Origin of the sequence: Dactylosporangium sp. NPDC049742 (genome assembly GCF_040674675.1) — a bacterium.
GTDB lineage: Bacteria > Actinomycetota > Actinomycetes > Mycobacteriales > Micromonosporaceae > Dactylosporangium > Dactylosporangium maewongense.
The window spans coordinates 29,951-56,182 of the sequence record NZ_JBFANF010000076.1 but is presented as its reverse complement, the minus strand read 5'-3'; the positions used below and the strand labels follow the sequence as shown (position 1 = coordinate 56,182).

The 26,232-nt window shown below is 71.8% G+C and carries 24 protein-coding genes; 7 read left to right on the top strand and 17 right to left on the bottom strand.

Features of this window, described 5'->3' with window-relative positions; translation table 11 throughout:
- From AB0J72_RS50900 to AB0J72_RS50885, 4 genes are all read right to left on the bottom strand, one after another.
- Positions 1-591, bottom strand: a 591-nt coding sequence (locus AB0J72_RS50900) for a GNAT family N-acetyltransferase (protein ID WP_363413781.1), incomplete at its 3' end; no start/stop codon positions are given.
- Position 592: 1 nt separating this feature from the next.
- Positions 593-1,858, bottom strand: coding sequence for an exodeoxyribonuclease VII large subunit (gene xseA, locus AB0J72_RS50895; protein WP_363413778.1), 1,266 nt, complete (start codon positions 1,856-1,858; stop codon positions 593-595).
- A 9-nt stretch (positions 1,859-1,867) separates the two neighbouring features.
- On the bottom strand, positions 1,868-2,509 hold the full coding sequence (locus tag AB0J72_RS50890) for a response regulator transcription factor (protein ID WP_363413775.1): 642 nt from the start codon (positions 2,507-2,509) through the stop codon (positions 1,868-1,870).
- Positions 2,497-3,690 carry a sensor histidine kinase gene (locus tag AB0J72_RS50885; protein ID WP_363413772.1) on the bottom strand — a complete coding sequence of 398 codons (1,194 nt, stop codon included), beginning with the start codon at positions 3,688-3,690 and terminating at the stop codon, positions 2,497-2,499. Before AB0J72_RS50885 ends, AB0J72_RS50890 begins: the two co-directional genes overlap by 13 nt.
- A gap of 152 nt (positions 3,691-3,842) precedes the next feature.
- Between AB0J72_RS50885 and AB0J72_RS50880 the strand changes: the two genes are divergently transcribed.
- The 4 genes from AB0J72_RS50880 to AB0J72_RS50865 are packed head-to-tail and all read left to right on the top strand — an operon-like array spanning position 3,843 to position 7,872.
- Positions 3,843-4,586, top strand: coding sequence for an ABC transporter ATP-binding protein (locus AB0J72_RS50880; protein ID WP_363413769.1), 744 nt, complete (start codon positions 3,843-3,845; stop codon positions 4,584-4,586).
- Between the two features lie 11 nt (positions 4,587-4,597).
- Positions 4,598-4,876 carry a hypothetical protein gene (locus tag AB0J72_RS50875; RefSeq protein WP_363413766.1) on the top strand — a complete coding sequence of 93 codons (279 nt, stop codon included), beginning with the start codon at positions 4,598-4,600 and terminating at the stop codon, positions 4,874-4,876.
- Positions 4,877-6,883 carry an ABC transporter permease gene (locus AB0J72_RS50870; RefSeq protein ID WP_363413763.1) on the top strand — a complete coding sequence of 669 codons (2,007 nt, stop codon included), beginning with the start codon at positions 4,877-4,879 and terminating at the stop codon, positions 6,881-6,883.
- Positions 6,880-7,872, top strand: coding sequence for a 4-hydroxy-3-methylbut-2-enyl diphosphate reductase (locus AB0J72_RS50865; protein ID WP_363413760.1), 993 nt, complete (start codon positions 6,880-6,882; stop codon positions 7,870-7,872). The genes AB0J72_RS50870 and AB0J72_RS50865 overlap by 4 nt, the downstream gene beginning before the upstream one ends.
- A 1,109-nt stretch (positions 7,873-8,981) precedes the next feature.
- On the opposite strand, the gene AB0J72_RS50860 is transcribed toward AB0J72_RS50865, so the two are convergent.
- Both AB0J72_RS50860 and AB0J72_RS50855 read right to left on the bottom strand, forming a co-directional pair.
- A complete protein-coding gene (locus AB0J72_RS50860) occupies positions 8,982-9,371 on the bottom strand; it encodes a hypothetical protein (protein ID WP_363413757.1) in 390 nt (129 codons plus the stop codon).
- Positions 9,372-9,462: 91 nt separating this feature from the next.
- On the bottom strand, positions 9,463-10,020 hold the full coding sequence (locus AB0J72_RS50855) for a DUF4245 family protein (protein WP_363413754.1): 558 nt from the start codon (positions 10,018-10,020) through the stop codon (positions 9,463-9,465).
- Between the two features lie 130 nt (positions 10,021-10,150).
- Here AB0J72_RS50855 and glpX point away from each other — a divergent pair, with 130 nt between their 5' ends.
- Positions 10,151-11,191 carry a class II fructose-bisphosphatase gene (glpX, locus tag AB0J72_RS50850; protein WP_360564595.1) on the top strand — a complete coding sequence of 347 codons (1,041 nt, stop codon included), beginning with the start codon at positions 10,151-10,153 and terminating at the stop codon, positions 11,189-11,191.
- Here glpX and AB0J72_RS50845 read toward each other — a convergent pair.
- Positions 11,174-12,079, bottom strand: coding sequence for an NAD-dependent epimerase (locus AB0J72_RS50845; protein ID WP_363413750.1), 906 nt, complete (start codon positions 12,077-12,079; stop codon positions 11,174-11,176). The two genes, glpX and AB0J72_RS50845, sit on opposite strands and share 18 nt — an antisense overlap.
- Positions 12,080-12,190: 111 nt before the next feature.
- Between AB0J72_RS50845 and AB0J72_RS50840 the strand changes: the two genes are divergently transcribed.
- Positions 12,191-12,877: a TetR/AcrR family transcriptional regulator gene (locus tag AB0J72_RS50840; RefSeq protein ID WP_363413747.1), complete on the top strand. Its 687-nt coding sequence runs from the start codon at positions 12,191-12,193 to the stop codon at positions 12,875-12,877.
- An 11-nt stretch (positions 12,878-12,888) separates the two neighbouring features.
- Here the strand turns inward: AB0J72_RS50840 and AB0J72_RS50835 are convergent, their stop codons facing one another.
- From AB0J72_RS50835 to AB0J72_RS50800, 8 genes are all read right to left on the bottom strand, one after another.
- Positions 12,889-14,400: an ATP-binding protein gene (locus AB0J72_RS50835; RefSeq protein WP_363413744.1), complete on the bottom strand. Its 1,512-nt coding sequence runs from the start codon at positions 14,398-14,400 to the stop codon at positions 12,889-12,891.
- Positions 14,397-14,825 carry a response regulator gene (locus AB0J72_RS50830; protein WP_344503782.1) on the bottom strand — a complete coding sequence of 143 codons (429 nt, stop codon included), beginning with the start codon at positions 14,823-14,825 and terminating at the stop codon, positions 14,397-14,399. The genes AB0J72_RS50835 and AB0J72_RS50830 overlap by 4 nt, the downstream gene beginning before the upstream one ends.
- Positions 14,822-17,362, bottom strand: coding sequence for a PAS domain S-box protein (locus tag AB0J72_RS50825; protein WP_363413740.1), 2,541 nt, complete (start codon positions 17,360-17,362; stop codon positions 14,822-14,824). The genes AB0J72_RS50830 and AB0J72_RS50825 overlap by 4 nt, the downstream gene beginning before the upstream one ends.
- 45 nt (positions 17,363-17,407) lie before the next feature.
- Positions 17,408-18,376, bottom strand: coding sequence for an NAD(P)/FAD-dependent oxidoreductase (locus AB0J72_RS50820; RefSeq protein ID WP_363413737.1), 969 nt, complete (start codon positions 18,374-18,376; stop codon positions 17,408-17,410).
- Between the two features lie 79 nt (positions 18,377-18,455).
- Positions 18,456-19,109, bottom strand: coding sequence for a rhomboid family intramembrane serine protease (locus AB0J72_RS50815; RefSeq protein ID WP_363413734.1), 654 nt, complete (start codon positions 19,107-19,109; stop codon positions 18,456-18,458).
- 26 nt (positions 19,110-19,135) lie between these two features.
- Entirely contained in the window at positions 19,136-19,819 is a 684-nt protein-coding gene (locus tag AB0J72_RS50810) for a lytic transglycosylase domain-containing protein (protein WP_363413731.1), read from the bottom strand.
- A gap of 3 nt (positions 19,820-19,822) precedes the next feature.
- Complete coding sequence (locus tag AB0J72_RS50805; RefSeq protein ID WP_363413728.1) at positions 19,823-20,485, bottom strand: lytic transglycosylase domain-containing protein; 663 nt, start codon at positions 20,483-20,485, stop codon at positions 19,823-19,825.
- 217 nt (positions 20,486-20,702) lie between these two features.
- The gene (locus tag AB0J72_RS50800; protein WP_360564698.1) at positions 20,703-21,983 is read right to left on the bottom strand and encodes a PhoH family protein; all 1,281 of its coding nucleotides are present in this window, start codon (positions 21,981-21,983) and stop codon (positions 20,703-20,705) included.
- A gap of 428 nt (positions 21,984-22,411) precedes the next feature.
- Between AB0J72_RS50800 and otsB the strand changes: the two genes are divergently transcribed.
- On the top strand, positions 22,412-23,212 hold the full coding sequence (gene otsB, locus AB0J72_RS50795; RefSeq protein WP_363413724.1) for a trehalose-phosphatase: 801 nt from the start codon (positions 22,412-22,414) through the stop codon (positions 23,210-23,212).
- 49 nt (positions 23,213-23,261) lie between these two features.
- Here otsB and AB0J72_RS50790 read toward each other — a convergent pair whose 3' ends face one another.
- Both AB0J72_RS50790 and AB0J72_RS50785 read right to left on the bottom strand, forming a co-directional pair.
- Positions 23,262-24,032: an isoprenyl transferase gene (locus AB0J72_RS50790; protein WP_363413721.1), complete on the bottom strand. Its 771-nt coding sequence runs from the start codon at positions 24,030-24,032 to the stop codon at positions 23,262-23,264.
- 118 nt (positions 24,033-24,150) lie between these two features.
- The gene (locus tag AB0J72_RS50785) at positions 24,151-25,977 is read right to left on the bottom strand and encodes a phosphoenolpyruvate carboxykinase (GTP) (RefSeq protein ID WP_363413718.1); all 1,827 of its coding nucleotides are present in this window, start codon (positions 25,975-25,977) and stop codon (positions 24,151-24,153) included.
- Positions 25,978-26,232 lie beyond the last annotated feature (255 nt).

Genomic DNA, 26,232 nt, shown 5'->3' with positions numbered 1-26,232 from the left:
GCCGATGCCGTGGCGTTCGAACGCGGAGCGGACGGCGATGCCGGCGACCTCGCTGATGCCGTCCCTCACCGCGACCGCCGCGCCGCCGCCGACGGGCTCGCCGGACAGGGTGCGGGCCAGCACGCGGATGCCGCCGGAGGTGCGGGCCTTCTCCAGGTGGGCGGCGGTCGGTGGGGGTTCGCCGAAGGCCTCGTGCTGAGCGGTGAGCAGGTCGCGCAGCTCGTCGTCGGCAAAAGGGGTGACGAGCTCGATGTCCGGAGGGAGGGGCAGGTCGGCGACGGCGCCGGGCGGGCACTCCATCAGGGGGAGGCGGTCGGTGACGGTGAAGCCGGCGGCGACCAGGGCGGGCTCGACCAGCGGGGCCAGGCCAGGCAGGTACTCCAGGCGGGGCGTCCGCGACCGGGAGACGAAGGCCTCCTCCAGCGCGGCGACGTCGGCGGGCGTCGGGGCGGCGCCGGCGGCCGGGATCGCGTAGTTGATGTACACGAGGGGGTCGTGCGGGCTGATGGTCACCGTGAACGGGCCTACGGGCACGACCTCCCGGCCCGCGGAAGCGCTGGCGAGCAGGTAGTCCTGGATCCGTTGCGACATGTCAGCCTTCCGAGTTTCCGGAGACGGGACCGGAGACAGGGCCGGGGACAGGGCCGGAGACGGTGGCGGTGAAGGAGGACGACGCGACCCGGACGCGGAGCTCGTCGCCGGGGGTGACGTCGGCGGCGGCGCGGACCACGGCGCCGTCCGGGCGCTGGACGATGGCGTAGCCGCGCTCCAGGGTCGCCAGCGGGGAGAGGGTCCGCAGGCGGGCGAGGGTGTGGTCGAGCTCGGTCGACGCCCGGTCGAGGCGGTGGCTCAGGCTGCGGCTGGCCCGGTCGCGCAGCTGGGTCACGTCCGCCGCGCGGTGCTCCACCATCGTGAGCGGGCGGGCGAAGACAGGGCGGGAGCGGATCGCGTCGAGGCGGTGCTGCTCGCGGTCGAGCAGGCCGGACATCGCGCGGTCCAGGCGCTGCTTGGCCTGGCCGATCAGGCGGAACTCGTCGGCGAGGTCGGGCACGACGCGCTTGGCCGCGTCGGTGGGGGTGGAGGCGCGCACGTCGGCGACGAAGTCGACCAGCGGCACGTCGGTCTCGTGGCCGACGGCGGAGACGACCGGGGTCCGGCACGCGAACACGGCCCGGCACAGCGCCTCGTCGGAGAACGGCAGCAGGTCCTCGGTGGAGCCGCCGCCGCGGGCGAGGACGATGACCTCGACGGTCTCGTCGCGGTCGAGGACGGCGAGGGCGTCGATGATCTGCGGTACCGCGGAAGTCCCCTGCACGGCGACGTTGATGACCCGGAAGTCGACGGTCGGCCAGCGGCGGCGGGCGTTGGTGAGGACGTCGCGCTCGGCGGCGCTGGCCCGGCCGGTGATCAGGCCGACCTTCGAGGGCAGGAAGGGCAGGCGGCGCTTGCGGGCCCGGTCGAACAGGCCTTCGGCGGCGAGGAGCTTCTTGAGCTGCTCGAGCCGGGCGAGCAGCTCGCCGAGGCCGACCTGGCGGATCTCGTCGGCGCGGAGGCTGAGCGAGCCGCGGGCCGCGTAGAACTCGGGCCTGGCGTGCACGACGATCCGGGCGCCGTCGCTGAGGCCGGGCGCGCCGAGGTCGACGACGTCACGGTTAGTGGTGACGGTGAGGCTCAGGTCCGCGGACGGGTCGCGCAGCGTGAGGAAGACGGTGTTGGTGCCGGGGCGCCGGGTGATCTGCGCGACCTGGCCGTCGACCCAGATCCAGCCGAGCTTGCCGATCCACGCGCCGATCTTCTGCGAGACGACCCGGACCGGCCAGGGCGAGTCGGAGGTCGACGACGGAGCGTCAGTAGTCACTGAGACACCCTAGCCGCGCAGGTACGCGAGAACCGCCCGCACCCGGCGGTGGTCGTCCTCGTCGGGGGGCAGGTCCAGCTTGGCCAGCAGGCTGTTGATGTGCTTCGAGACGGCCGCCTCCGACACCACGAGCGTGCGGGCGATCGCCGCGTTGGACCGCCCCTCGGCCATCAGCGCCAGCACGTCGCGCTCGCGCGGGGTGAGCCGCTGCAGCGGGTCGCGGCGGCGGCCCAGCAGCTGCATCACCACCTCCGGGTCGACCACGGTGTGCCCGGCCGCGACCCGGTCCACCGCGTCGACGAACTCCGCCACGTCCCCGATGCGGTCTTTCAGCAGGTACCCGACGTACCCGTTCCGCCCGGAGTCCAGCAGCTCGGCGGCGTACGTCTGCTCGACGTACTGGCTGAGCACCAGCACCGGCAGGTTCGCGAAGGCGGCCCGCAGCGCGATCGCCGCCTGCAGCCCCTCGTCGGTGAACCCCGGCGGCATCCGCACGTCGGTGACCACCAGGTCGGGTGGCGCGGCATGGACCGCGGCGACCAGCTCGCCGGCGGTGCCGACGGCGGCGACGACCTCGTGCCCGAACCGCCGCAACAGGCCGGCGATCCCCTCCCGGATGAGAATCCCGTCCTCGGCGATCACGACCCGCACGGAAGCTCCACGTGCACCACCGTAGGCCCTCCGTGCGGGCTGGCGAGCGCGACGGTCCCGCCGACGGCAGCGACCCGGTCGACGAGCCCGGCGAGTCCGGTGCCGCGCGCCGGGTCGGCGCCGCCCCGGCCGTCGTCGCGGATCTGCACGGTGAGCCGGTCGAACACGACCGACGCGACGACCCTGGCCCGCCGCGCGCCGCTGTGCTTGGCGACGTTGGCGAGGGCCTCGACGACGACGAAGTACGCGGTCACCTCGACGGGCTCCGGCAGCCGGGCGGGCAGGGCGATGTCGACGTCGACGGACAGCGGGGCGCGGTCGGCGACCTCGCGGACCGCCGCGGCGAGTCCACGGTCGGTCAGGATCTTCGGGTGTACGCCGCGGATCAGCTCCCGCAGCTCGGCGAGCGCCTCTTTCGCGAGGTCGTGCGCGCGCCGTACCGAATCCGCGGCGGGCGAACCGTCGGGCAGCTCCAGGCGGGCCAGGCCGAGCTGCATGCTCAGCGCCACGAGCCGCTGCTGCGCGCCGTCGTGCAGGTCACGCTCGATGCGGCGGCGCTCGACCTCGAACGCGTCGACCAGCCGCGCCCTGGACCTGGTCAGCTCCACCAGCCGGGGGTCGTCCTCGGCGCGGGGACCCAGGATCGACCTGGTGATCGCGGCGCGCGCGCCCGCCCAGGCCGTCACCGGGTACAACACGATCACCGCGAGCGCGAGGCCGGCGACGCTGCCCAGGAGCGTCCACCCCAGCGGGGTGTCGTGGATGTAGAGCGGGCCGCAGAGCAGCGCCGTGACCGCCCACACCACGAACGCGACGACGAGCGAGTCGAGCCAGCCCAGGATCGCGCAGATCACGATCGTGTACCCCAGCTCGCGCCAGGTGACCCCCTCCCGCAGCCGGGTCGTCACCCACGCGCGCAGCCCCGGCTCCTCGACGGGCCGGTGCAGGTCGGGCAGGTCGACGGCGTCGACGAGCCGCAGCCGCCACCGCTCGACCTTGGCGACGAAGACGCCGGACAGCGCGAACGCGAGGAACCCGGCGATGCCGACCACGAACAGCGTGAGGATCACCCCGAACGCGAGCAGGCCGAACAGCACCGCCCCCATGACCACCCCGAAGAGACCGCCGCTGCCGAGGTACAGCAGCGACCGCCACGGCCACGAGGAGGTCAGGAACTTCATGGGTGGCAGCGTCAGCGACTCCAACGCGGATCGGACCGGCACCCAGGTGACGCTACCGACCACGCCGCCCGGGCACGGTATGGCTGGCGTTACCTTCGACTGTCGCCGCAGCGCGACTGTGCCAGGGCCGGCGAAACGGTTGGCTCGACAGCGTGACGACGACATTGCAACTGCGCCAGGCCGTCGAGCTGCACACGGTCACCCGCCGGTACGGTGCCGGCGAGCAGGCCGTGACCGCCCTCGACCGGGTCTCCGTCGGGTTCGCCCCGGCCAGCTTCACCGCCGTGATGGGCCCCTCGGGCTCCGGCAAGTCCACGCTGCTGCACTGCGCGGCCGGCCTCGACCAGGTCAGCGACGGCCGCGTCCTCGTCGACGGGGTGGAGCTCGGACCGCTGCGGGAGAAGGCGCGCACGCGGCTGCGGCGCGACCGGATCGGGTTCGTGTTCCAGGCGTTCAACCTCGTCGCGTCGCTGACCGCGGCGCAGAACGTGGAGCTGCCGCTGCGCCTCGCCGGCCGCCGGGCCGCGCCCGGACAGGTCGACGCGATGCTCGCCGAGGTCGGGCTCGCCGACCGGGCCACCCACCGGCCCGGTGAGCTGTCCGGCGGGCAGCAGCAGCGGGTCGCGATCGCCCGGGCCCTCGTCACCAGGCCGGTCGTGGTGTTCGCCGACGAGCCGACCGGGGCCCTCGACGCGACCGCGTCCCGGGAGGTGCTGCGGCTGCTGCGGGCCGCCGTCGACCGGCACGCCCAGACGGTGGTCATGGTGACCCACGACCCCCTCGCCGCCGCGTACGCCGACCGGGTCCTCTTCCTCGCCGACGGCGCGATCGTCGAGGACCTGCACGAGCCGCGCGGCGCCGAGCACATCGCGACCCGGATGGCGGCGCTGTCATGACGCTGGCCTCCGTGCGGCACAGGTGGGCCGGGTTCCTGGGCACGTTCGCGGTGCTGCTGCTCGGCGTCGCCGTCATCTCCGGCAGCCTCACCCTGTGGGCGGCCGCCCAGCCGCGGGTCCCCGACGCGCTCGCGGCCACGGACGCGGTGGTCGCCTCGCCGTCGTTCGATCCCGTCGACGGCGGTTTTCCGGTGTACCGCCCGTGGTCGCCGGACGAGGTGTCCTCGCTGGTCGCCGACCTCGGCGCGACGCCCGGAGTCCTGGCGGCGGTGCCGTTCCGGACGTTCTAGGTGCAGCGCCTCGTCGACGGGCAGCCAATCGGGAACCCCCGCGACTCGGTCCACAGTGGACGCGCCTGGTCGTCGGCGGGGCTCGGCGGGTACACCATCCGCGACGGCAAACCGCCGGCCGGTCGCGGCGAGGTGGTGGTGCCCGCGTCGGCGGGTGTCCCCGTCGGCGCGACGCTGCCGGTCCTGACCGCCGCCGGACCCGCGAGCTGGACGGTGACGGGCGTCTTCGAGGGCGAGGGCTTCTACGTCGACGAGGCCACCGCGTCGGAGTCGGCGGGTGGTGTACGGGTGATCGGCGTCCGCTTCGAGCCGGGCGCCTCGGTGCGGCTCGACGCCGGGGCGGCCGGGACGGTGCTCACCGGCGACGCGCGGGCCGCGGTCGAGCCGGAGCAGGACACGCGGACCCGGTGGATCGGCGCGCAGCTGATCATCGCCACCGTGTTCGTCGGCGCGTTCGTCGCGGTGTTCGTGGTGTCGTCGACCTGCGCGTTCGCCGTGACGTCACGGCGGCGGGAGCTCGGGCTGCTGCGCGCCGTCGGCGCCACCCCCGGGCAGGTGCGGCGGCTGCTGCTCACCGAGACCATCCTCGTCGCGCTCGCGGCGGGAGTGCCCGGCGCGCTGCTCGGCGCGCTCGCCGCGCCGCTGTTGGCCGGCCCGTTCGTGTCCGTCGGCCTGGAGCCGACCGGGTTCACCGTCGGCCTGTCGTGGTGGGCGCTGGGCGTGTCCGTCCTGGCCGGGCTCGTCGTGGCCACGGCCGGGGTGTGGCTCTCCGCGCGCCGGGCCGGGCGGGTGTCGCCGCTGGACGCGCTGCGCGAGGCGGCGGCGGAGCGGCGGCCGATGACCCGCACCCGCTGGGCGGCCGGGATCCTCTGCGGCCTCGGCGGCGGCGGGCTGGCGCTGCTCCTGCCGGGCTCCTCGGCGCAGGACAAGCCGACCCTGGTGCTGGCGTCGGCGATGTTCCTGCTGGTCGCGGCGGCATTGCTGGCTCCCGTGGTCGTTGTTCCGCTGGTACGGCTGACGCCCGCCGGACGGGGTGCGACCGGCGTCCTCGTCCGGGGCGCGGCGGCGGTGTCGGCGCGGCGGCTGGCATCGGTCGCGGCGCCGGTGCTCGCGGCGGTGGGGTTCGCGGTGCTGCTGGTCGGCACGTTCCAGACCGCTTCGGAGGCGGTGAGCATCGAGGACGCCTCGGCGCTTCCCTCCTCCTCGGTCGCGGCGGGCGCCGCCGGTGTCCCCGGCCTCTCCGAGGCGGCCGTTTCCGCGCAGCCCGGGCGTTCCGTGCTGCCGTCCGTGGCGTACCTGCCCTCGGGCGAGTCGGTCCCCGTCTCCGGCGCGCCCGATTTCTCGGGTTTTTCGGTTCCTTCGGTCTTGGGCTTCCAGGTGGGTTCGGTGGTGCCGCTGCGGTTCGCCGACGGGGTCGTGGTGCCGCTTCGGGTGACCGGTTCGTCCGACTCGGTGCTGCTGCCGCGGGACCTGGTACGGCAGCACGACCCGACAGCGATGACGCAGGTGGTCGACCTGTCCGGCGCGTTCGTGCCGTCGCCGGGCGCCGTCGCCATGACGGCCCGGGCGTACGTCGAGCGGGAGGCCGCGAGCGAGAACGACCTGGTGAACCTGTTCCTGGCGGTGCTGCTCGGCATCTCCGTCGGCTACACGGGGCTCGCGGTGGCCAACACCGTGCTCATGGCGACGTACGGGCGGCGGCAGGAGTTGGCGACGCTGCGCCGTACCGGAGCGACGACGGGCCAGACCGCGCGCTTCGTGGTCGTCGAGTCACTGCTCGCGGTCACGCTCGGCGTCCTGCTGGGGCTGGCGGTCGCCGTGCCGGCCCTCTTCGAGGCGCGGGCCGGGCTGCAGGAGGAGGTCGGCGCACCTGTGACGCTGGTCATGCCGTGGGCCACGCTGGCCGCCGTGGCGGGTGCGTGTGCGCTGCTTGCGATGTTTGCCTCGCTTGTACCGTTTTTCCGACGGAGGATGTTGTCGGTGGGGGCACGTACCATGGCGGGGTGACTGGTTCGAAGCGCGTTCTGCTCGCCAAGCCCCGCGGCTACTGTGCCGGCGTCGACCGTGCGGTCCAGACGGTCGAGGAGGCGCTGAAGCTCTACGGCGCGCCGATCTATGTCCGCAAGGAGATCGTGCACAACAAGCACGTCGTCGGCACGCTGCAGGCGAAGGGCGCGATCTTCGTGGAGGAGAATGAGGAGGTGCCCGAGGGCGCCACCGTCGTCTTCTCCGCCCACGGCGTCGCGCCCGAGGTCCACGAGCAGGCCGCCGCCCGCTCGCTGAAGGCCATCGACGCGACCTGCCCGCTGGTCACCAAGGTCCACCAGGAGGCCCGCCGGTTCGCCGCCGAGGACTACGACATCCTGCTCATCGGTCACGAGGGGCACGAAGAGGTCATCGGCACGGCCGGCGAGGCCCCCGCCCACATCCAGCTCGTCGACGGCCCCGACGGCGTCGACAAGGTCACCGTCCGCGACCCGTCGAAGGTGGTGTGGCTCTCGCAGACCACGCTGTCGGTCGACGAGACCCTGGAGACGGTCGCGCGCCTCAAGACCAAGCTCCCGCTGCTGATGTCCCCGCCCAGCGACGACATCTGCTATGCCACGTCCAACCGGCAGGACGCCGTGAAGGCGATGGCACCCAACTGCGACGTGGTGCTGGTCGTCGGCTCGCAGAACTCGTCCAACTCGCAGCGCCTCCGCGAGGTCGCCGTCGACGCGGGCGCCAGCGCCGGCTACCTCATCGACTACGCCCACGAGATCCAGGACGACTGGCTCACCGGCGCCACCACCGTCGGCGTCACCTCCGGCGCCTCGGTCCCCGACGAGTTGGTCATGGAGGTCCTCGACTTCCTGGCCGCCCGCGACTTCACCGACGTCGCCGAGATCACCACGGCCCAGGAGAAGCTCGTGTTCTCCCTGCCCCAGGAGCTCAAGCGCGACATGAAGGCCAACGCCGCCACCCGCGCCGCCGAGGTCGCCAAAACCCTGTCGTAGCGGCTCGCTCTCCCCCGCCACCTCGCCGCCGCCTCGCCGCCGCCGGTCATCGACGGGCCGACGCCGTCCGCGTCGCTGCTGTGCCCCGCCACCACCCAGCTCCATGTGGGCGTGGCCGAGGCAGGTGAGGCGCTGCACAACGGCGAGGCCGAACGTTCACCCGCGACGCCAGGCAGCCCGCAGGACCGGAGACGGGGTCCCGACCCGAACCAGCACAACACGTCGACCGACCCGCAGACAGCACGCGCCGCACGGCGACCGCTCCACCCATGCCGCAACTCCTGGCGGCCACATGTCTCATGATCCGGAAGACCTTGTGCACCCCTGGGTACACAAACCCTTCCGGATCACGGGGACGCCAGCTACCGCACAACGTCGACCCAGACGGCACAACGCCGAGCGGGGCAGATCGCACTGACCAAGGGCGGCGATCGCCTGAGCGCCGGCCGCCCCACCGCACGAGGACGCCCGACCCTCGGCTCTCATGATCCGGAAGACCTTGTGCACCCCTGGGTACACAAACCCTTCCGGATCACGGGGACGCCAGCCACCGCACAACGTCGACCCAGACGGCACAACGCCGAGCGGGGCAGATCGCGCTGACCAGGGCGGTGATCGCCTGAGCCATGGCTACCCCTCACCGCACGGGGACACTTGCCCGTTCCGTTCTCATGATCCGGAAGACTTTGTGCGGTCCTGGGTGCACGAGGTCTTCCGGATCACGGGGACGCCGGCCACCGCGCACAGCTGGTCCAGCTGGCGCAGAACCGAGCGGGTGCCGATCAGGCTGACAACAGGGGGTCGGCGATCGCCTGAGCCATGGCTACCTCACCGCATGGGGACACTTGCCGTTCCGTTCTCATGATCCGGAAGACCTTGTGCACCCCTGGGTACACAAGGTCTTCCGGATCACGGGGGTGCTGGCCACCGCACAACGTCCAACCAGCTGGCGCAATGCCGGGCGGGGCAGATCGCGCTGGCCAGGGGGCCGGTGATCGCCTGAGCGAGGGCCGCCCACCGTGTGAGGACGCCTGGCCCTTGGTTCTCATGATCCGGAAGACCTTGTGCACCCCTGGGTACACGAAGTCTTCTGGATCATGGGGGGTGGGTCAGCGGGCGGTGGCGATGACGCTGATGGGGGGGTCGCCGTGGGTGTAGAGGGTGTCGACGACGAGCTGGAGGGCGGGGTTGGCTCGGACGCGGTCGTACGCGCGGAGCTTGATCTGGTCGCGGTCGAAGTCGATGCGCTCTTTGTCGTTCGGCTGGTAGCGGACCCAGGTCTCCTCGCCGATCATCGGGCCCGCGGTGCCGCGGAGCTTGACCTTGATCGAGGCCAGGAACGGGGCCGCGCCGTCGGGGAAGACCTGGACGCGGACGGTGTAGCTCGCCGACCGGGTATGGCCCTGCTGGTCGACGCTCTGCAGGCCGAAGTCCACGTGGGCGATCTCGCCACGTGCGCTGACTGCCTTGGCGCCGGGTTTCCGGCCGAATCCGAACATGCCGGGGACGGTATCCCCCAGGTCCGCGCCGCCGCGATCATGTGGCCGACACTGCGGGATCGGACGGCCGACCGACGGCGGAGGACGGCGGTCAGCGGAGGGAGGAGGCCAGGCGCTGGAGCTGGGAGTCGGTGGCGCGGCCGAAGATGATGACGGTGCGGGTCGAAGTGGACTGGATGAGGGCGCGTTCGCCCGGGCGGGCATCGTCGTGGCGCTGCCAGTCGGTGCCGTTGATCGAGACCGGGGCGCCGGCGGACCCGCCGGTGCCGATGATCGACGGGATGAGGGTGGCGGCGGGCTGGGCGCTCTGGACGAGCTGCATGGCGCCGTCGGAGGGGGCGGTCACGCCCAGGCGCAGGATGCCGTCGGTGTAGGTGGCCGAGGCGATCCGCCAGCCCGGTGGCAGATCGGTGGGGCGCAGCGGGGTGAACTGGCCGGCGCGCTCGACCGAGCCGTACACCTCGGTGGTGTCGACCGCCGGCGGGTCCTCGTGGCCGAGGTAGCGGTAGAAGCCGACCAGCAGGAAGACCGGCACCAGCAGGACCAGCATCGACAGCGCCATGTCGCGCGGGCGGCGACCGGCACGCTCCGAAGAAGCGGGAGCCGACGACGACGAGGAGCCAGCGGGTGCGGGAGCAGCGGTTTCCACACCCCCATCGTGAACCATCGGATGGAAGTTGCCACAACCGCCCGGCCACTAGCGACGCGGAACACGCCGGCCTGACACGATTGAGGGTGGCCCGCCCGCCCACGCAACGCCGCGCGAGGAGAGCACACACATGAGTCGTGAGATGGATCGGAATCTGGCCCTCGACCTGGTACGAGTCACGGAGGCCGCGGCCATGGCCGCCGGACGGTGGGTCGGACGGGGGGACAAGAACGGCGGCGACGGTGCGGCCGTCGACGCGATGCGCCTGCTGATCAACTCGGTGCCGATGCAGGGCGTCGTGGTGATCGGCGAGGGTGAGAAGGACAACGCGCCGATGCTGTACAACGGCGAGCGGGTCGGGGACGGGACAGGCCCCGAGGTGGACGTGGCGGTCGACCCGGTCGACGGGACGACGCTGATGAGCAAGGGGATGCCCAACGCGGTGGCGGTGCTGGCCGTCGCGGAGCGCGGGGCGATGTTCGACCCGAGCGCCGTGTTCTACATGGAGAAGCTGGCAGTCGGGCCGGACTACGCGGACGTGATCAACATCGATGCCGGCGTCGAGGAGAACCTGCGGCGCATCGCGCGGGTGAAGCGGGCCGGGGTGGACGAGGTCACGGTCTGCATCCTGGACCGGCCCCGGCACAAGCAGCTGATCCAGGAGGTGCGGCGGACCGGGGCCCGGATCCGGTTCATCTCCGACGGGGACATCGCCGGGGCGATCAGCGCCGCCCGCGAAGGTTCGGAGACCGACGTGCTGATGGGCATCGGCGGCACGCCCGAGGGCATCGTCGCCGCGGTGGCCCTGAAGTGCATGGGTGGCGCGATCCAGGCCAAGCTGTGGCCCCAGGACGACGCCGAGCGGGAGAAGGCCGTCGCCGCCGGCCACGATCTCGGTCGCGTGCTGCACACCGACGACCTGGTCAGCGGCGACAACATGTTCTTCTGCGCGACCGGGGTGACCAGCGGCGACCTGCTCAAGGGCGTCCGCTACCGGCGGGGTGGGGCGGAGACGCAGTCGATCGTGATGCGGTCCCGGTCGGGCACGATCCGGGTGGTCGACTCGTTCCACCGCCTGGAGAAGCTGCGGGCCTACTCGCTGGTCGACTTCGACGGGATCCTGCCGCCGCTGGCGATCGAGCCTGAGGGCGCGCTACCCAGCACTGGCTGACGAGAGGCTGAGCACCGACCGGACGGCCTCGTCGACCGGCGTGTGCGTCAGGCCGAACGTCGCGGTGACCCGGGACGAGTCCATGACGAACGGCTTGACGTGCTGGTGGCGCACCTCGCGGAACTCCTTGGCGAACTTGTCGGTCAGCCCGGCGGCCCACACCGCGGCCGCCGGGTAGGGGCGCAGGCGCGGGGCGGGCAGGCCGGCGACGCGGGCCACGGTGTCCAGCAGTGAGCGGCCCGTCATCGGCGGCGGCGAGGGCACGTGCCACGCCTTGCCCCATGCCCGCTCGTCGGTCGCGAGCGAGATGAGCGTGTCGGCGACGTCGCCGATGTACGTGTAGGTGTGCGGCACGTCCAGGGCGCCGGGCAGCCACGCGGTCGTCCCGGCCCGCATCGCCGGCAGCGCCATCTCGATGATCGACGAGGTGGGGCTGATGTAGTCCGACGCGCGGGCCTCGAACGTACGGATGCCGGCGCCCAGCGCGTCGCGCCACATCGCCACCCGCACGCGACCCTTGCGACCGGTCGCCGCGAGCGGCGTGTCCTCGGTCATCGGGCCGGTGACGGGCCCGTAGCCGTACAGGTTGCCGGTGATCGCGAGGACGGCGTCGTTGGCGGCCGCGGCCCGGATCAGCGCGTCGTTGATCGGCGGCCAGTCGGTCGTCCAGGCGTGGTACAGCGGGTTGACGCAGTTGTAGATGACGGTGGCGCCGGCGGCGATCCGGCGCAGGGCGGCCGCGTCGGCGGCGTCCGCGGCGACCCGCTCGATCAGCGGGTGGGCGGGCCCGCCGCCGGAGCGGCTGACGATCTTGACGGACTCACCGAACTCCGCGAGCCGCGCCGCGATGATCGAGCCGACGGCGCCGGCACCGATGATGACCTGCATGACTGCCTCCCCTGACGACGATTGCAAGAGCACTGCTCTCTCAGTAGAGCATGTGTCGTCCGTCGAAACAAGAGCAGTGCTCTCGCAAAAGAGCATGAGACTATGTACGGCATGAAGGCGACAGGTATCAGGGCGCGGGTCCGTGCGGAGATGACCGAGGAGATCAAGGCGATCGCCCGGCGGCACCTGGCCACCGACGGGGCCAACCTGTCGCTGCGCGCCGTGGCCCGCGACCTCGGCGTCGTCTCCTCGGCGATCTACCGGTACTTCGCCAGCCGGGACGACCTGCTGACGGCGCTGATCCTCGACGCGTACAACTCCCTCGGGCAGACCGTCGAGGACCGGGAGCGCGCGGTCGGCCGCGACGACCTCACCGGTCGCTGGATGGCGGTCTGCGACGCGGTGCGCGGGTGGGCGCTGGAGCGCCCGCACGAGTACGCGCTGATCTACGGCAGCCCCGTGCCCGGATACCAGGCCCCCACGGACACCGTCGCCGCGGCGACCAGGGCGGTCACCGTGCTGGGCACGATCATCCAGGACGCCGCGGTGGCGCGCCGGCTGCCGCCCGGGCCGCGGGAGCCCGTCCCCGACGCGGTCGCGGAGGATGTACGGCGGGCCGGCGCCGTGATCGCCCCGGACGTGCCCGACGCCGTGACGGCCCGCGCCCTGTCCGCCTGGGTCACGCTCTTCGGCCTGGTCAGTTTCGAGGTGTTCGGCCAGCTCAACAACGTCGTCGAGCACCGCGACGAGTTCTTCGAGCACCAGATGCGGGCGCAGGCCGGGTTCGTCGGGATCTAGGTCGAGGGGGTCTAGGGGGTCGGGATGCCGAAGCCGACGGTGGTCCCGCTGCCCTCGATGGACTCCAGCGCGATCCATCCGCCGTGTGCCTCGACGATCGCCTTGCTGATCGCGAGGCCCAGGCCGCTGCCCTTGATCGCCCGTTTCTGCGCGTCGGCGGTACGGAAGAAGCGGGTGAACAACATGCTCTGCTCGTGCTCGGGGATGCCCACCCCGGTGTCACGGATCCAGACGACGACCTCGCCGTCGCGCTCGCGGCCGGTCACCGTGATCGCTCCGCCCGCGTCGGAGAACTTGACCGCGTTGGTCAGCAGGTTGAGCACGACGCGTTCGAGCTGCTCGCCGTCGCCCTGCACGACCGGGATGTGCTCGTCGACGTCGAGGGTGACGCCGAGGCCGGCCGCCTCGACGGAGGGCCGGATCGCCTCGTACGCGGCGTCGATGATCTGCCGCATCTGCACCGGCCCGACGCTGAGCGTGAGCGTGCCGGACTCGATGCGGGAGAAGGTCAGCAGGTCCTCGATGAGGTCGAGGAGGCGGCGGCCGTTGCGGTCGATGATGCCGACGATCTTGCGTTCGGTCGCGCCGAGAGAGCTGGCGTGCGCGTCGGCGAGGATCTCGGTGTAGCCGCGGATGCTGGTCAGCGGCGTGCGCAGCTCGTGGGAGACGGTCGCGACGAACTCGCTCTTGAGCCGGTCGAGCTCCTGCAGGTCGCTGTTGGTGCGGGCGAGCTTCGCCGCCTGCCGCTGCAGGGCCTCCTCCGCGCGCCGCCGGTCGGTGACGTCGGCGATCTGGTGCACCACGTGGTGCGCCCCGTGATGGCCCCGGCCGCGGGCGCTGCCGCCCGAGCCGATGAGCGACGCCGAGTACTGCCCCCACAGCGGCGCGCCGTCGGAGCGGCACAGCCGCAGCTCCTTGCTGACCTTCTCGGCCTCGCCGGCGACGAGGCGCTTCATCTTCTCCGCGACGATCGGCCGGTCCTCCTCGGCGACCATGTCCAGCAGCAGCTGCGAGGGCTGCAACCCGGTCATGCGGGCCAGCTCCTGGTTGACCTCCAGCACGTGCCCGTCGAGGTCGGTGACGGCCATGCCGACCGGGGCGTGGTCGAACGCGGCGCGGAACGTCTCCTCCGCGCGGCGCCGGTCGGCGACGAGCCGCTGCTGCGACAGGGCGTGCTGCACGGCCGAGCCGAGCCGGCTGAGCCGGTCCTTGAGCAGGTAGTCGACGGCGCCGTGGCGCAGCGCGTCCACGCACGACTCCTCGCTCATCGCGCCGCTGACCACGATCGCGGGGATGTCGTAGCCGCCGGTGCGCAGCATGTGCAGCGCCTCCAGGGCGTTGAACTGCGGCAGCGAGTAGTCGGCGAGGATCACCTGCGGCAGGCCCTCGGGGTCGTCGAGTGCGGCCTGGAACTCCGCCCGGGACTCGACCCGCCGCCACGTGGGCGCGAAGCCGGAACGCCGCAGCTCGAACACGAGCATCTCGGCGTCGTCGGGGTTGTCCTCGAGGAGCAGGATCCTCATGAGTGCTGGTCGGTCAGGTTGAGCCCCAGCCAGTACAGGCCGATGCTGTTGACGGCGGACAGGAACTGCTCCATGTCGACGGGCTTGACGATGTAGCTGTTGGCGCCCAGCTCGTAGCAGGCGTGCAGGTCGCGGTCCTGCGCCGACGAGGTGAGCATGACGACCGGGATGTGGCGGGTGCGCGCGTCGGCCTTGACCCGGCGCAGCACGTCGATGCCGTCGACCAGCGGGAGCTTGATGTCCAGCAGCACGACCTGCGGCGGGTCGGCGGCGGCCCGCCCGAACAGGTAGTCGAGGGCCTCGGCGCCGTCGCGGGCGACGTCGACGTTGCGGGCGAACCTGCCCCGCTCGAAGGCCAGGCGGGCGAGCTCCAGGTCGTCGGGATTGTCCTCGACGAGCAGGACCCTGTTCGACAGCGGTTTCATCCGCCCACCTCCAACAGCGTGTCTGCGTATGCCGGAAGGGTGAAGTAGAAGGTGGCCCCCTCGCCGGGCGCCGCGTCGGCCCAGATCTGGCCGCCGTGCCGCACCACGATGCGGTGGGTGAGCGCAAGCCCGATGCCGGTGCCCTCGTAGTCCTCGGCGCGGTGCAGCCGCTGGAAGACCTTGAACAGCTTGTCGGCGTACCGCATGTCGAAACCGGCGCCGTTGTCCTTCACGTAATAGACGGCGTCGCCCCCGACGCCCGGCATTGCAGCGTCCGCCTCGGTGGTGACCTTGTGGCCGACCTCGATCCGGGCCGGGGAGACGGCGCGGGTGTACTTGACCGCGTTGCCGACCAGGTTGCCCACCACGTGCCGGATCAGCCGCGGGTCGCCCTGGGCGTCCGGCAGGTCCCCCACGGTCAGGACGATGTCGCGGTCGCCGCGCTCGACGCTCAGCTCATCCCAGACGTCGGCGACGAGCTGGTCGAGGTGGACGCGCAGGCTCGCCATCTCCTGCCGCTGCAGCCGGGAGAACGCGAGCAGGCCGTCGATCAGCTCGCCCATCTGCTGCGCGCCGGCGCGGATGCGGGACAGGTACCGGCGGCCCTGCTCGTCGAGCGCGTCGCCGTGGTCGAGGGCGAGCATCTTGGCGAAGCCGTCCACGGCCCGCAGCGGCGCCCGGAGGTCGTGGGAGACGCTGTACGAGAAGGACTCCAGCTCCGAGTTGGCCTCGCGCAGGTCGGCGGTGCGCTCCGCGACGCGCAGCTCCAGCTCGGCGTTGAGCCGCTCGACCGCCCGCTCGGCCGTCTTGCGCTCGGTGACGTCCTGGCCGACCTTGACGAAGCCGCGGATCGAGCCGTCGGGGTCGCGCACCGCCGTGAGCGTGCCGTGCACCCAGAAGCGGCTGCCGTTGCGCCGCACCCGCGGGCCGTCGATCTCGACCCGGCCGTACTCGGTGGCCTGCGCGAGGACGCGCTGCGGCACCCCCTCGGCGGCCTCCTCCGGCGTGAAGAACATCGCGTAGGAGCGGCCGATGACCTCGTCCTCGCGGTAGCCCTTGATCCGTTCGGCGTTGGCGGACCAGCTCATCACGGCACCGTCGGGGTCCAGCATGTAGATCGCGTAGTCGCGGGCGCCGTCCAGCAGCAGCTGCAGCAGCTCCTCGGAGGCGCGCACCTTCTCGTCGGCGTCGTGCAGGTCGGTGACGTCGCGCAGCACGGCGACCGCGCCGCCGTCGCCGTCCCGGTGGACCAGCGGCCGGAGCCGCACGTCCAGCCGGCGGCCCCGCACGATGATCTCGGCCTGCGCCGCGAGGGGGCGCCTCACCAGGTCCTCGAACCGGAACGGGGTGACGCCGTCGCTCTCGTACGCGTCGAGCAGCCGCGCCCACTCGGCCGGCGGTTGCCGCTCGACGTCGTCGCCGAGCAGCTCGCGGGCGCTCGGGTTGAGCCACACCGCGGCACCGTCGGGGCCGAGGAGCACCACGCCGTCGCCGATCGTGTTCATCACCGCGGACAGCAGCGTCGCCTGGTGCCGCAGGTCCGCGGTGGCCTGGGCGACCCGGTCCTCGGCCCGGCGGCGCGAGGTCGCGAGGGTGTAGACGAGCACGGCGGTGACGACGGTGAGCGCGAGCCCGCTGAACACCATGCCCGCGTCGAGGTGGCTCTCGGCGCCCATCAGGGCCTCGCTGTCGGTGACGACCATCAGCCGCCACTGCTGGTCGGCGACCTGCACGATGACGCTGCGGCGCAGGTCGGGCCCGCCGACGTGCTGCCGCGAGATGCGGGCCATCGGCGTCCACGCGTTGTCCTCGATCGCGGACAGCGTCACGTCCACCAGCTCGCGGGACGGCTGGAGCATCGTGTCGGTGAAGAAGGCCTGCATCCGCACGGTCAGCTCGACGAACCCGCGCAGCTCGCCGGTGACCTGGTCCACAACCCGCTGCAGCAGCACCACGGAGTGCTGCCGCTCCTGCTCCGGCAGGTCGGCGTCGCGCGGCAGCAGGTACGGGCCGGAGATCGCCGGCAGCCCGATCCGCTGCGCCCGCTCCAGGGCCAGGGCCGCCTCCGGCGCCGTGGTGAGGTCCTGGCCGACACCGTCGCTCGTGTCCTGCGTCAGGTTGCGCTGCAGGACCGTGAAGTAGTGCCGGCCGGCGTCGGTGCCCGGGCGCAGCGTCAGCCCGACCGCGCCGCGGGTCCGCCAGTCGTCCTGGGCGGCCTGGACGTCGGAGCGCTGCACTGCGACGACGAAGTCGGCGGACGCGGCGCCGGGCAGCCAGAGCCGGCCGAGCGGGGCGGTGGCGGAGGTGAACGAGGTGGCGTCGATCTTCGGCAGCGCCTCCAGGCTGCCGGCGACCAGCTGCACCGCGTCGACGTACCGCTGGGCGGTGGACGCCACCGCCTCCTGCGCGGCGGCGACCCGCCGGTCGAGGGTCTGGCCGGCGTTGTCCAGCTCGACGCGGTGCATCAGCAGACCCGCCCCGCCGGAGACCAGCAGGCCGAGCAGCACCACCCCGAGGACCTGCAGACGGACGCCCACCACGCTCTGCAGATCGGCGGTGCGCTGCGGTTACTGAGAAGTTGCTCACCCGTTGTCGGACGAGTGCCCCGGGAAGAGGTGGGCGGCCGGGTCGATGATCACGGCGGCGTTGTTGACGGCGGTGGCGGCCTCCCCGAAGCCGACCGCGATGAGCCGGACCTTGCCCGGGTATTCGCTGATGTCGCCGGCGGCGAACACCCGCGGCAGGTTGGTGGCGGTGGTCGAGTCGACCTTGATGTGGCGCTTGTCCAGCTCGAGGCCCCAGTCGGCGAGGGGGCCGAGGTCGGCGGTGAAGCCCAGCGCGGCGACGACGGAGTCGGCGGGGAGGGTGCGCGGTGCCGCGCCGCGGACGGCGACGTCGACGCCCGTGCACCTGGCGTCCCCGAGAATCCGGGTGACCTCGGCGTTGACGATGATCTCGATCGGCAGGGCCTGCACGCGGGCGACGGTCGAGGCGTGCGCCCGGAACTTCTCGCGGCGGTGCACGAGCGTCACCGACCTGGCGACCGGCTCCAGCGCGAGGGCCCAGTCGAAGGCGGAGTCGCCGCCGCCGACGATGACGACGTCGTGCCCGGCCAGGTCGGCCAGGTGCGGCACGAAGAAGAGCAGGCCGGTGCCGGTGAACCCGTCGGCGGCGGGCAGCGGGCGGGCCGTGAAGCTGCCGAGCCCGCCGGTGATGAGCACGGCGCCGCAGCGCAGGACGGTGCCGTCGGACATCGTCAGCACGGGGCGGCCCTCGTCGTACGTGAGGCCCTCGGCCCGCACGCCGAGCAGGTAATGGGGGTTGAACTGCCCGGCCTGCTCGACGAGGTTGGCGACCAGGTCGCGGCCCCGGATGCCGGGGAACCCCGCGACGTCGAAGATCATCTTTTCGGGGTACATGGCCGTGACCTGGCCGCCGGGCTCCGGCAGCGCGTCGATCAGGGCGGTGCTGAGCCCCCGGAAGCCGGCGTAGTAGGCACCGAAGAGCCCGGCCGGTCCCGCGCCGACGATGGCCAGGTCGACATCCCGCATACGGGGAACGCTATGCGGCGCCGGAGCCGATGACCAGAGGACACCGCGGCTTGCCGCGCGGCGCCGGCGCCGCGGCTTGCTATTTGGTGTCGGTGTCGATGGCCAGGGGGTCGTCGGAGCGGCGTGGCCTGCGGCGCCGGAAGATCACCGCGGCGACGAGGCCGCCGATGAACCCGCACAGGTGCCCCTGCCAGGACACCCCCTCCTCGCCGGGGAGGACGCCGAAGAGCTGCCAGCCGTACAGGAGCCCGATGAGGACACCGACGGCGATGTGCCACCAGCTGCGCTCGACCGCGCCCCGCATCAGGATCACGCCGAGATAGCCGAAGATGACGCCGCTGGCCCCGACCACGACGGTGTCCGGATCGCCGATGAACCACACCCCGACCCCGGCCACGATCGCGATGAAGGCGGTCGTGAGCAGGAAGCGGGTGGTGCCGGCGGCGAGGACGAACGTGCCGAGCAGGATCAGCGGGATGCTGTTGGCCAGGACGTGGGCGAAGCCGGCGTGCAGGAACGGCGAGAAGACGATGCCGTCCAGGCCGTCGAGATGGTGCGGCTTGATGCCACCGTCCTGGTCGAGCCGCTCACCGGTGAGCCGGTCGAGGAACTCGACCGCGAACAGCACCGGCACGAACGCGCACATGGCGACGAAGGCTCGGCCGACGGAGGCGTAGAACGCCTCCGTGCCGAATCGCGTTGGGTCGGACGGACTCGTGGCATCGACGGTCACGCCACGTTGGTAACAGGTTTCGCGCGCTAATACCAGCCGGTGGACTGACTGTGGGACCAGGCACCGCACGGCGTCTTGTAGCGGCCCTTGATGTAGCCCAGGCCCCACTTGATCTGGGTCTCAGGGTTCCAGGACCAGTCGCTCGCGATCGAGCCCATCTTCGACGGCGGGAGCGCCTGGGCGATGCCGTAGGCGCCGGAGCTCTTGTTCCGCGCCGTCGTCGTCCAGTGACTTTCCTTGTCCCAGAGCTTCTCCAGGCACGGCGACATCTGGTCGAACCCGAAGCCGGCCTGGAACACGAGCCCGCAGCCGCGCCACTTGTTGTCGCTCTTGCCCTTGTACACGTCGCAAGCGGCCGGGATCGAGTAGGTCGGCGGGCCCAGGGTCCGCGTGGTGGACCGGCTCGTCTCCTCCTCTTCCTTCTTCTTGCGCGCGGCGTCCTCGGCGGCCTTGGCCTGCGCGGCGGCCGCGGAGGCGGCGTCCTGCGCCTTGCTCTGGGCCTCCTGGGACGTCGGCGCGGCGCTGGCGCTCGCACTCGTGTCGGAAGGCTTCGGGACGTTGGCGTCGGCGGCGGTACTGACCGGCTCGGCCTTCTTGCCGCTGTCCCAGTTGGCGATCACGACACCCGCCGCGAGGGCCGCGACCAGCGCGAGGGTGGCCAGGACACGGATCTTGCCGACCCGCTGCCACAGCAGCGTCAGGACGTCCATGGCCTAGTACCACCCCGTGCTCTGGCTGTGACCCCATGCGCCACACGGCGTCTTGTACCGGCCCTTGATGTAGCTCAGCCCCCACTTGATCTGGGTGCCGGCGTCGGTCTTCCAGTTCGCGCCGTAGGCGGCCATCTTGTCGCCGGGGACGGCCTGCGGGATGCCGTGGGCGCCGCTGCCGTTGTTGTGCGCGGCGGGGTTCCAGCCGCTCTCCTTGGTCCACAGCTTGTCCAGGCACGGCATCTGGTCGAGGCCGTAGCCGGCGGCGACCATCAGCGTGCAGCCGGTGTTCCTGTGGCCGGAGTAGACGCCGCACGAGGCGGGGGCCGGGTAGGACGGCGGGCCGGCGGAGCGGGTGTTGGACCGGCTCGCCTCTTCTTCCTTCTTCTTGCGCGCGGCGTCCTCGGCGGCCTTGGCCTGCGCGGCGGCGGCAGAGGCGGCGTCCTGCGCCTTGCTCTGCGGGTCCTGCGACTGCGCGGCGCTGGCGCTCGTCTCCGACGGCTTCGGAAGGGCGGCGTTGGCGGCGGCGTTGACCGGCTCAGCCTTCTCGCCGCTGTCCCAGTTGGCGATCACGACGCCGCCCGCGAGGGCCGCGACGAGCGCGAGGGCCGCCAGGGCACGGATCTTGCCGATCCGCTGCCACAGCTGGATCACGAACGTATCCATTCGTCGGGGACAGGTCGCGGCGCACGGCCCGGACGGCGGTCCACGCGTTGCAGCGGACCTGCCCTCCGGGCCGATGACGCACCGTGAGCGCCTGATGCCGGTTCGCCTGGCGTCACGCGCTCGTTCCCCACCATCGCCTAGTGCATTCGCAGGTGAGAACCCAAACAGTAGGTTATGTGATCCTAATCACGTGACAATTAGGACTCTTTTACTCAACTCACCTTTCGAACGGGAGGTCCTCCAGCAGGTCCGTGACGACCTCGGCGATCGGTGACCGCTCCGAACGGGTCAGGGTCACGTGGGCGAAGATCGGGTGGCCCTTCAGCGCCTCGATCACCGCGGCGATGCCGTCGTGCCTGCCGACCCGCAGGTTGTCACGCTGAGCGACGTCGTGCGTCAGCACCACCCGCGAGTTGCTGCCGATGCGGGACAGCACGGTGAGCAGGACGCCACGTTCGAGCGACTGGGCCTCGTCGACGATCACGAACGCGTCGTGCAGGCTGCGACCGCGGATGTGGGTCAGCGGCAGGACCTCGAGCATTCCCCGGGCCGCCACCTCCTCCATCACGTTGTCGTGCACGAGCGAGCCGAGCGTGTCGAAGACCGCCTGCGCCCAGGGCGACATCTTCTCGGCGGCGTCGCCGGGGAGGTACCCCAGCTCCTGCCCGCCGACCGCGTACAGCGGCCGGAAGACGATCACCTTCTTGTGCTTGCGCCGCTCCATGACCTGCTCCAGGCCCGCGCAGAGCGCGAGCGCGGACTTACCGGTGCCGGCCCGCCCACCCATGGACACGATGCCGATCGACTCGTCCAGCAGCAGGTCCAGCGCGATGCGCTGCTCCGCCGAGCGCCCCCGCACGCCGAACGCCTCCCGGTCGCCCCGCACGAGCCGCACCGACTTGTCGGCGCAGACCCGCCCCAACGCCGAACCGTTCTGCGAGGTCAGCACCAGACCCGTGTGCACCGGCAGGTCGCCGGCGCCGTCGAGGTCGATCGCCTCACCCGCATAGAGCCGCTTCACCTCGTCCTCGGCGATGCCGAGCTCGACCATGCCCGTCCAGCTCTGGTTGGTCGCCGGACCCGGCTGGTACTCGTCCGCGGCCAGGCCCACCGAGCCGGCCTTGACCCGCAGCGGCATGTCCTTGGTGACCAGCAGGACGTCCTTGCCCTCGGCGGCGAGCGCGAGCGCGACCGCGAGGATCCGGGCGTCGTCCGTGTCGGCCCGGAAGCCGGCCGGCAGCACGTTCTGGTTGGCGTGGTTCAGCTCGACCCGCAGGGTGCCGCCGGAGTCCGTCAGTGGCAGCGGGACGTCCAGCCGGCCGTGCTTGGCCCGCAGGTCGTCCAGGAACCGCAGCGAACGCCGCGCGAAGTATCCGAGCTCGGGATGGTGCCGCTTGCCCTCCAATTCGGAGATGACGACCAGGGGCAGGACCACGTCGTGCTCCCCGAAGCGCAGGAACGCGCCCGGGTCGGCCAGCAGCACGGACGTGTCCAGCACGAAGGTGCGCTTGTCCGGTGTCTGCTCCTGGGCTTTCTCCTGGACTACTTCCTGAGCTTTTTCCTGGGCCGTCTTCCTGGTGCGACGGACCGGCTTGACGACCTCAGGCGCCTCCGCGGGCTGCGCCTTTTTGGCGCGGCCGCGTGGAGCGGGAGGGGTGGACTCCGAGGGACTACGGCGAACGGTCACGGGATCTCCGGGGACGGGCACCTCGCCGCCCGCACTCGCGTCCTCCGACGCCCGCACGGGGTCGGGTGCTTGGCCCCGTGGCTTCACAGTGATCGCTCGGTCCGGGCCTCGGATGGCCGGGAAAACCCCAAGCCACAGCACAGACGCTAACCGCTGCAAGCAAAATCCACTAGATCGAGTCCTTGATTGCCCGCCTTGTGAGGTACGCCGCTGCGTGAATTCTTCAGTACGCTTGGCACATGGCGGTCCCTGACACTGCACGCTCGCGCGAGGCCATCCTCCAGCTGACCGCGGAGCGCGCAGGCCACTGCGCCTTCTTCTTCGACTTCGACGGCACGCTCGCGCCCATCCAGGAAGACCCCGAGACGGTCCACCCGGCCGACGGCATCGTCGAGGTCCTCGGCGAGCTGAGCCGCCGCCTGGGCAAGGTCGTCATCGTCTCGGCCCGGCCGGCCGGCTTCCTCCGCGAGCGCTTCGCGGACCTGCCCGATGTCGCGGTCTTCGGCCTGTACGGGCTGGAGGTCCAACGCCCCGGCGGCCTGGTCGAGACCGACCCGTCGGCGGCCCCCTTCGTCCAGGTCATGAGCGACCTGGCCGACCGCGCCCGGGCGGAGCTGCCGGCGGGCACCCGGGTCGAGTACAAGCGCCTCTCCGTGGCCGTGCACTACCGCAACGCGCCCCACCTGGGCCCGGAGGTCGAGCAGTGGGCCAAGGAGCGCGCCGGCGAGCTCGGCCTGCGCCTCCAGGCGGGCCGCATGGTCGTCGAGCTGAAGCCCCCCGGCCAGCGCGACAAGGGCAGCGTCCTGCGCGAGGAGACCGAGGGCCACAGCTGCGCCTGGTATTTCGGCGACGACGTGGCCGACCTGCGCGCCTTCGACGCCCTCACCGCCCGCGAGGCGGCAGACCCCGACTTCGTCGGCGTGCGGGTCGCGGTGGCCAACGCCGAGAGCGGCCACGCCCTGATCGAGGCCGCCGACATCCACGTCGACGCCCCCGAGGACGTCCCCGCCCTCCTCCGCACCCTGCTCGCGCTGCTGTAATTCCCCGCCGGGACCCGCCGCGGCAGCGGTGGGGCGGAAATGCAGCAGCTCAGACGCCGTAGCGGCGTTGGCGGTTGGCGTAGGAGCGCAGGGCGCGGAGGAAGTCGACGCGGCGGAAGCTGGGCCAGTGGACGTCGCAGAAGTAGAACTCGGAGTGGGCGCTCTGCCAGAGCAGGAAGCCTGACAGGCGCTGCTCGCCGCTGGTCCTGATCACCAGATCGGGGTCGGGCAGGCCGCGGGTGTACAGGTGGTCGGAGATGTGGTCGACGTCGAGGATCTCGGCGAGCTCCTCGATCGACGTGCCGGCCTTGGCGTGCTCGTGGAGGAGGGAGCGCACGGCGTCGGCGATCTCGCGGCGGCCGCCGTACCCGACGGCGAGGCTGACCTGGGCGCCGCCGGTGCGGTTGACGGTGCGCTCCTCGGCCGCCTTGAGGGACTGGGCGCTGGCGGTGGGCAGCAGGTCCAGCGCGCCGACCATGCGCAGCTGCCAGGGGTTGCCCTCGTCGGCGAGCTCGGCGGCCAGGTTCTCGATGATCTGCAGCAGCGGGTCGAGCTCGGCGGCGGGGCGGGACAGGTTGTCGGTGGACAACAGCCACAGGGTGACGTGTTTCACCGTGGCGCCGTCGCACCAGCGCAGGAGCTCCTTGATCCGCTCGGCGCCGACGCGATGGCCGTCGTTGGGATCGACGTAGCCCATCTCGCGCGCCCAGCGCCGGTTGCCGTCGACGATCACCCCGACGTGTCGCGGCTGAGGTTTGCCGTGCAGCCGTCGGGCGAGACGCTTCTCGTACAACGAATACACCACGTCACGCAGGCCCACGGTCGAGAAGAGTAGCGACCTACCGGGCAAAGCGACACCGTCAGCCGTGCACCGGACAGTGCTGAACGGCGGGTGGGTGGGCGGCCGATCTGCCGACTGACCGGCCGCCGACCAGCCACTATGCGACGTCGAGCCGGGCCTTCAGGGCGTCGAGCTCGGCCCAGAGGACCCCGGGCAGTTTGTCGCCGAACCGCTCGAACCACTCGACCACCTGGGGGATCTCCGCCCGCCATTCGTCGGCGTCGACCCGCAGGACCGCGGCGAGGTCCTCGGCCGTGAGGTCGAGGCCGTCGACGTCGAGCGCGCCGGGCGCCGGCACCCGGCCGATGGGGGTCTCGACGGCGTCGGCGGTGCCCTCGATGCGCTCGACGACCCACTTCAGGACGCGGGCGTTCTCACCGAAGCCGGGCCACAGGAAGCGGCCGTCGTCGCCGCGGCGGAACCAGTTGACGTAGAAGATCCTGGGCAGCTGCGCGGTGCCGGAGGAGGCGCCCTTGCCCATCTCGATCCAGTGGGCGAAGTAGTCGCCGGCGTTGTAGCCGATGAAGGGCAGCATGGCCATCGGGTCGCGGCGGACCACGCCGACCTTGCCGGTGGCCGCCGCGGTGGTCTCGCTGGACAGGGTCGCGCCGAGGTAGACGCCGTGCACCCAGTCGCGGGCCTCGGTGACCAGCGGGATCGTGGTCTTGCGCCGGCCGCCGAAGAGGATCGCGTCGATCGGCACGCCGCGCGGGTCGGCGTACTCGTCGGCGAGGATCGGGCACTGCTCGATCGGCGTGCAGAAGCGCGAGTTCGGGTGCGACGACGGCTCGTCCGAGTCGGGCGTCCAGTCGCGGCCCTTCCAGTCGGTGAGGTGCGCGGGCGGCTCGCCCATGCCCTCCCACCAGATGTCGCCGTCGTCGGTCAGCGCGACGTTGGTGAAGACCGAGTTGCCCTTCGCGAGGGTCCGCATCGCATTGGGGTTGGTCTTCCAGTCGGTGCCGGGCGCGACGCCGAACAGGCCGAACTCGGGATTGACGGCGTACAACCGCCCATCCGCGCCGAAGCGCATCCAGGCGATGTCGTCGCCGAGCGTCTCGACCTTCCAGCCGGGGATGGTCGGCTCCAGCATCGCCAGGTTGGTCTTGCCGCAGGCGCTGGGGAACGCGGCGGCCACGTACTTCACCTGGCCGGACGGTCCGGTCAGCTTGAGGATGAGCATGTGCTCGGCGAGCCAGCCCTCGTCGCGGCCCATGACGCTGGCGATGCGCAGCGAGAAGCACTTCTTGCCCAGCAGCGAGTTGCCGCCGTACCCGGACCCGTAGCTCCAGATCTCCCGGCTCTCCGGGAAGTGGGAGATGTACTTGGTGTCGCTGCACGGCCACGCGACGTCCTGCTCGCCGGGTGCGAGGGGCGCGCCGACGGAGTGCAGGCAGGGCACGAACGGCGCGTCGGCACCCATCCGGTCGAGCACGTCGGCACCCATCCGGGTCATGATCCGCATGGAGGCGACGACGTACGGGGAATCGGTCAGCTCGACGCCGAACATCGGCCGCTCGGCGGTCAGCGGGCCCATGCAGAACGGCACCACGTACATCGTGCGGCCGCGCATCGAGCCGTCGTACAGCTCCGTCATCACCCGCTTCATCTCCGCGGGCGCCATCCAGTTGTTCGTGGGGCCGGCGTCGGCCTCGTCCGCGGAGCAGATGAACGTGCGCTCCTCGACCCGGGCGACGTCCGACGGGTCGGTGCGGGCCCAGAACGAGTTGGGCTTCTGCCGCAGCCGCACCAGGACCTGTTTGTCCACGAGCTCGTCGGTGATGCGGCGCCACTCACCCTCGGAGCCGTCACACCAGACCACCCGGTCGGGGGTGGTGAGCTCGGCGACTTCGCGGACCCAGGCGAGGAGCTTGGAATGGGCGGTGGGTGCCTGGTCGAGACCCGGGACCGTGACCGGTGCTGACATCGAGAATCTCCCTGTGGTCGGCGTTGACCTGTAGGCGCAAATGCCAAAGCACGGCGCGCGATGCTGCGAGCGGCCGTGAATGCGTTCTACTGATTTCCCTCAGCCTAAACCGGTCAACCGGGCCGGGCAGCGTGAGAGCTTGTGAAACCTTGCACAAGGACCGGAGAATCTCGCGGCCGTTCGCAGAATCACGCGTGAACTTTTCGTCAACCGCGCATCAATGCGCAAACCGTGCGGTCTGTGGCAGGTGCGCCC

What these genes read in the sequence shown, in the direction of transcription:
- AB0J72_RS50860 (WP_363413757.1), bottom strand. Translation starts at nt 9,371, where the DNA reads ATGTTCGGATTCGGCCGGAAACCCGGCGCCAAGGCAGTCAGCGCACGT.
- AB0J72_RS50885 (WP_363413772.1), bottom strand. Translation starts at nt 3,690, where the DNA reads ATGAAGTTCCTGACCTCCTCGTGGCCGTGGCGGTCGCTGCTGTACCTC.
- AB0J72_RS50805 (WP_363413728.1), bottom strand. Translation starts at nt 20,485, where the DNA reads ATGGATACGTTCGTGATCCAGCTGTGGCAGCGGATCGGCAAGATCCGT.
- AB0J72_RS50810 (WP_363413731.1), bottom strand. Translation starts at nt 19,819, where the DNA reads ATGGACGTCCTGACGCTGCTGTGGCAGCGGGTCGGCAAGATCCGTGTC.
- AB0J72_RS50835 (WP_363413744.1), bottom strand. Translation starts at nt 14,400, where the DNA reads ATGAGGATCCTGCTCCTCGAGGACAACCCCGACGACGCCGAGATGCTC.
- otsB (WP_363413724.1), top strand. Translation starts at nt 22,412, where the DNA reads ATGGCGGTCCCTGACACTGCACGCTCGCGCGAGGCCATCCTCCAGCTG.
- AB0J72_RS50840 (WP_363413747.1), top strand. Translation starts at nt 12,191, where the DNA reads ATGAAGGCGACAGGTATCAGGGCGCGGGTCCGTGCGGAGATGACCGAG.
- AB0J72_RS50820 (WP_363413737.1), bottom strand. Translation starts at nt 18,376, where the DNA reads ATGCGGGATGTCGACCTGGCCATCGTCGGCGCGGGACCGGCCGGGCTC.
- AB0J72_RS50785 (WP_363413718.1), bottom strand. Translation starts at nt 25,977, where the DNA reads ATGTCAGCACCGGTCACGGTCCCGGGTCTCGACCAGGCACCCACCGCC.
- glpX (WP_360564595.1), top strand. Translation starts at nt 10,151, where the DNA reads ATGAGTCGTGAGATGGATCGGAATCTGGCCCTCGACCTGGTACGAGTC.
- AB0J72_RS50845 (WP_363413750.1), bottom strand. Translation starts at nt 12,079, where the DNA reads ATGCAGGTCATCATCGGTGCCGGCGCCGTCGGCTCGATCATCGCGGCG.
- AB0J72_RS50830 (WP_344503782.1), bottom strand. Translation starts at nt 14,825, where the DNA reads ATGAAACCGCTGTCGAACAGGGTCCTGCTCGTCGAGGACAATCCCGAC.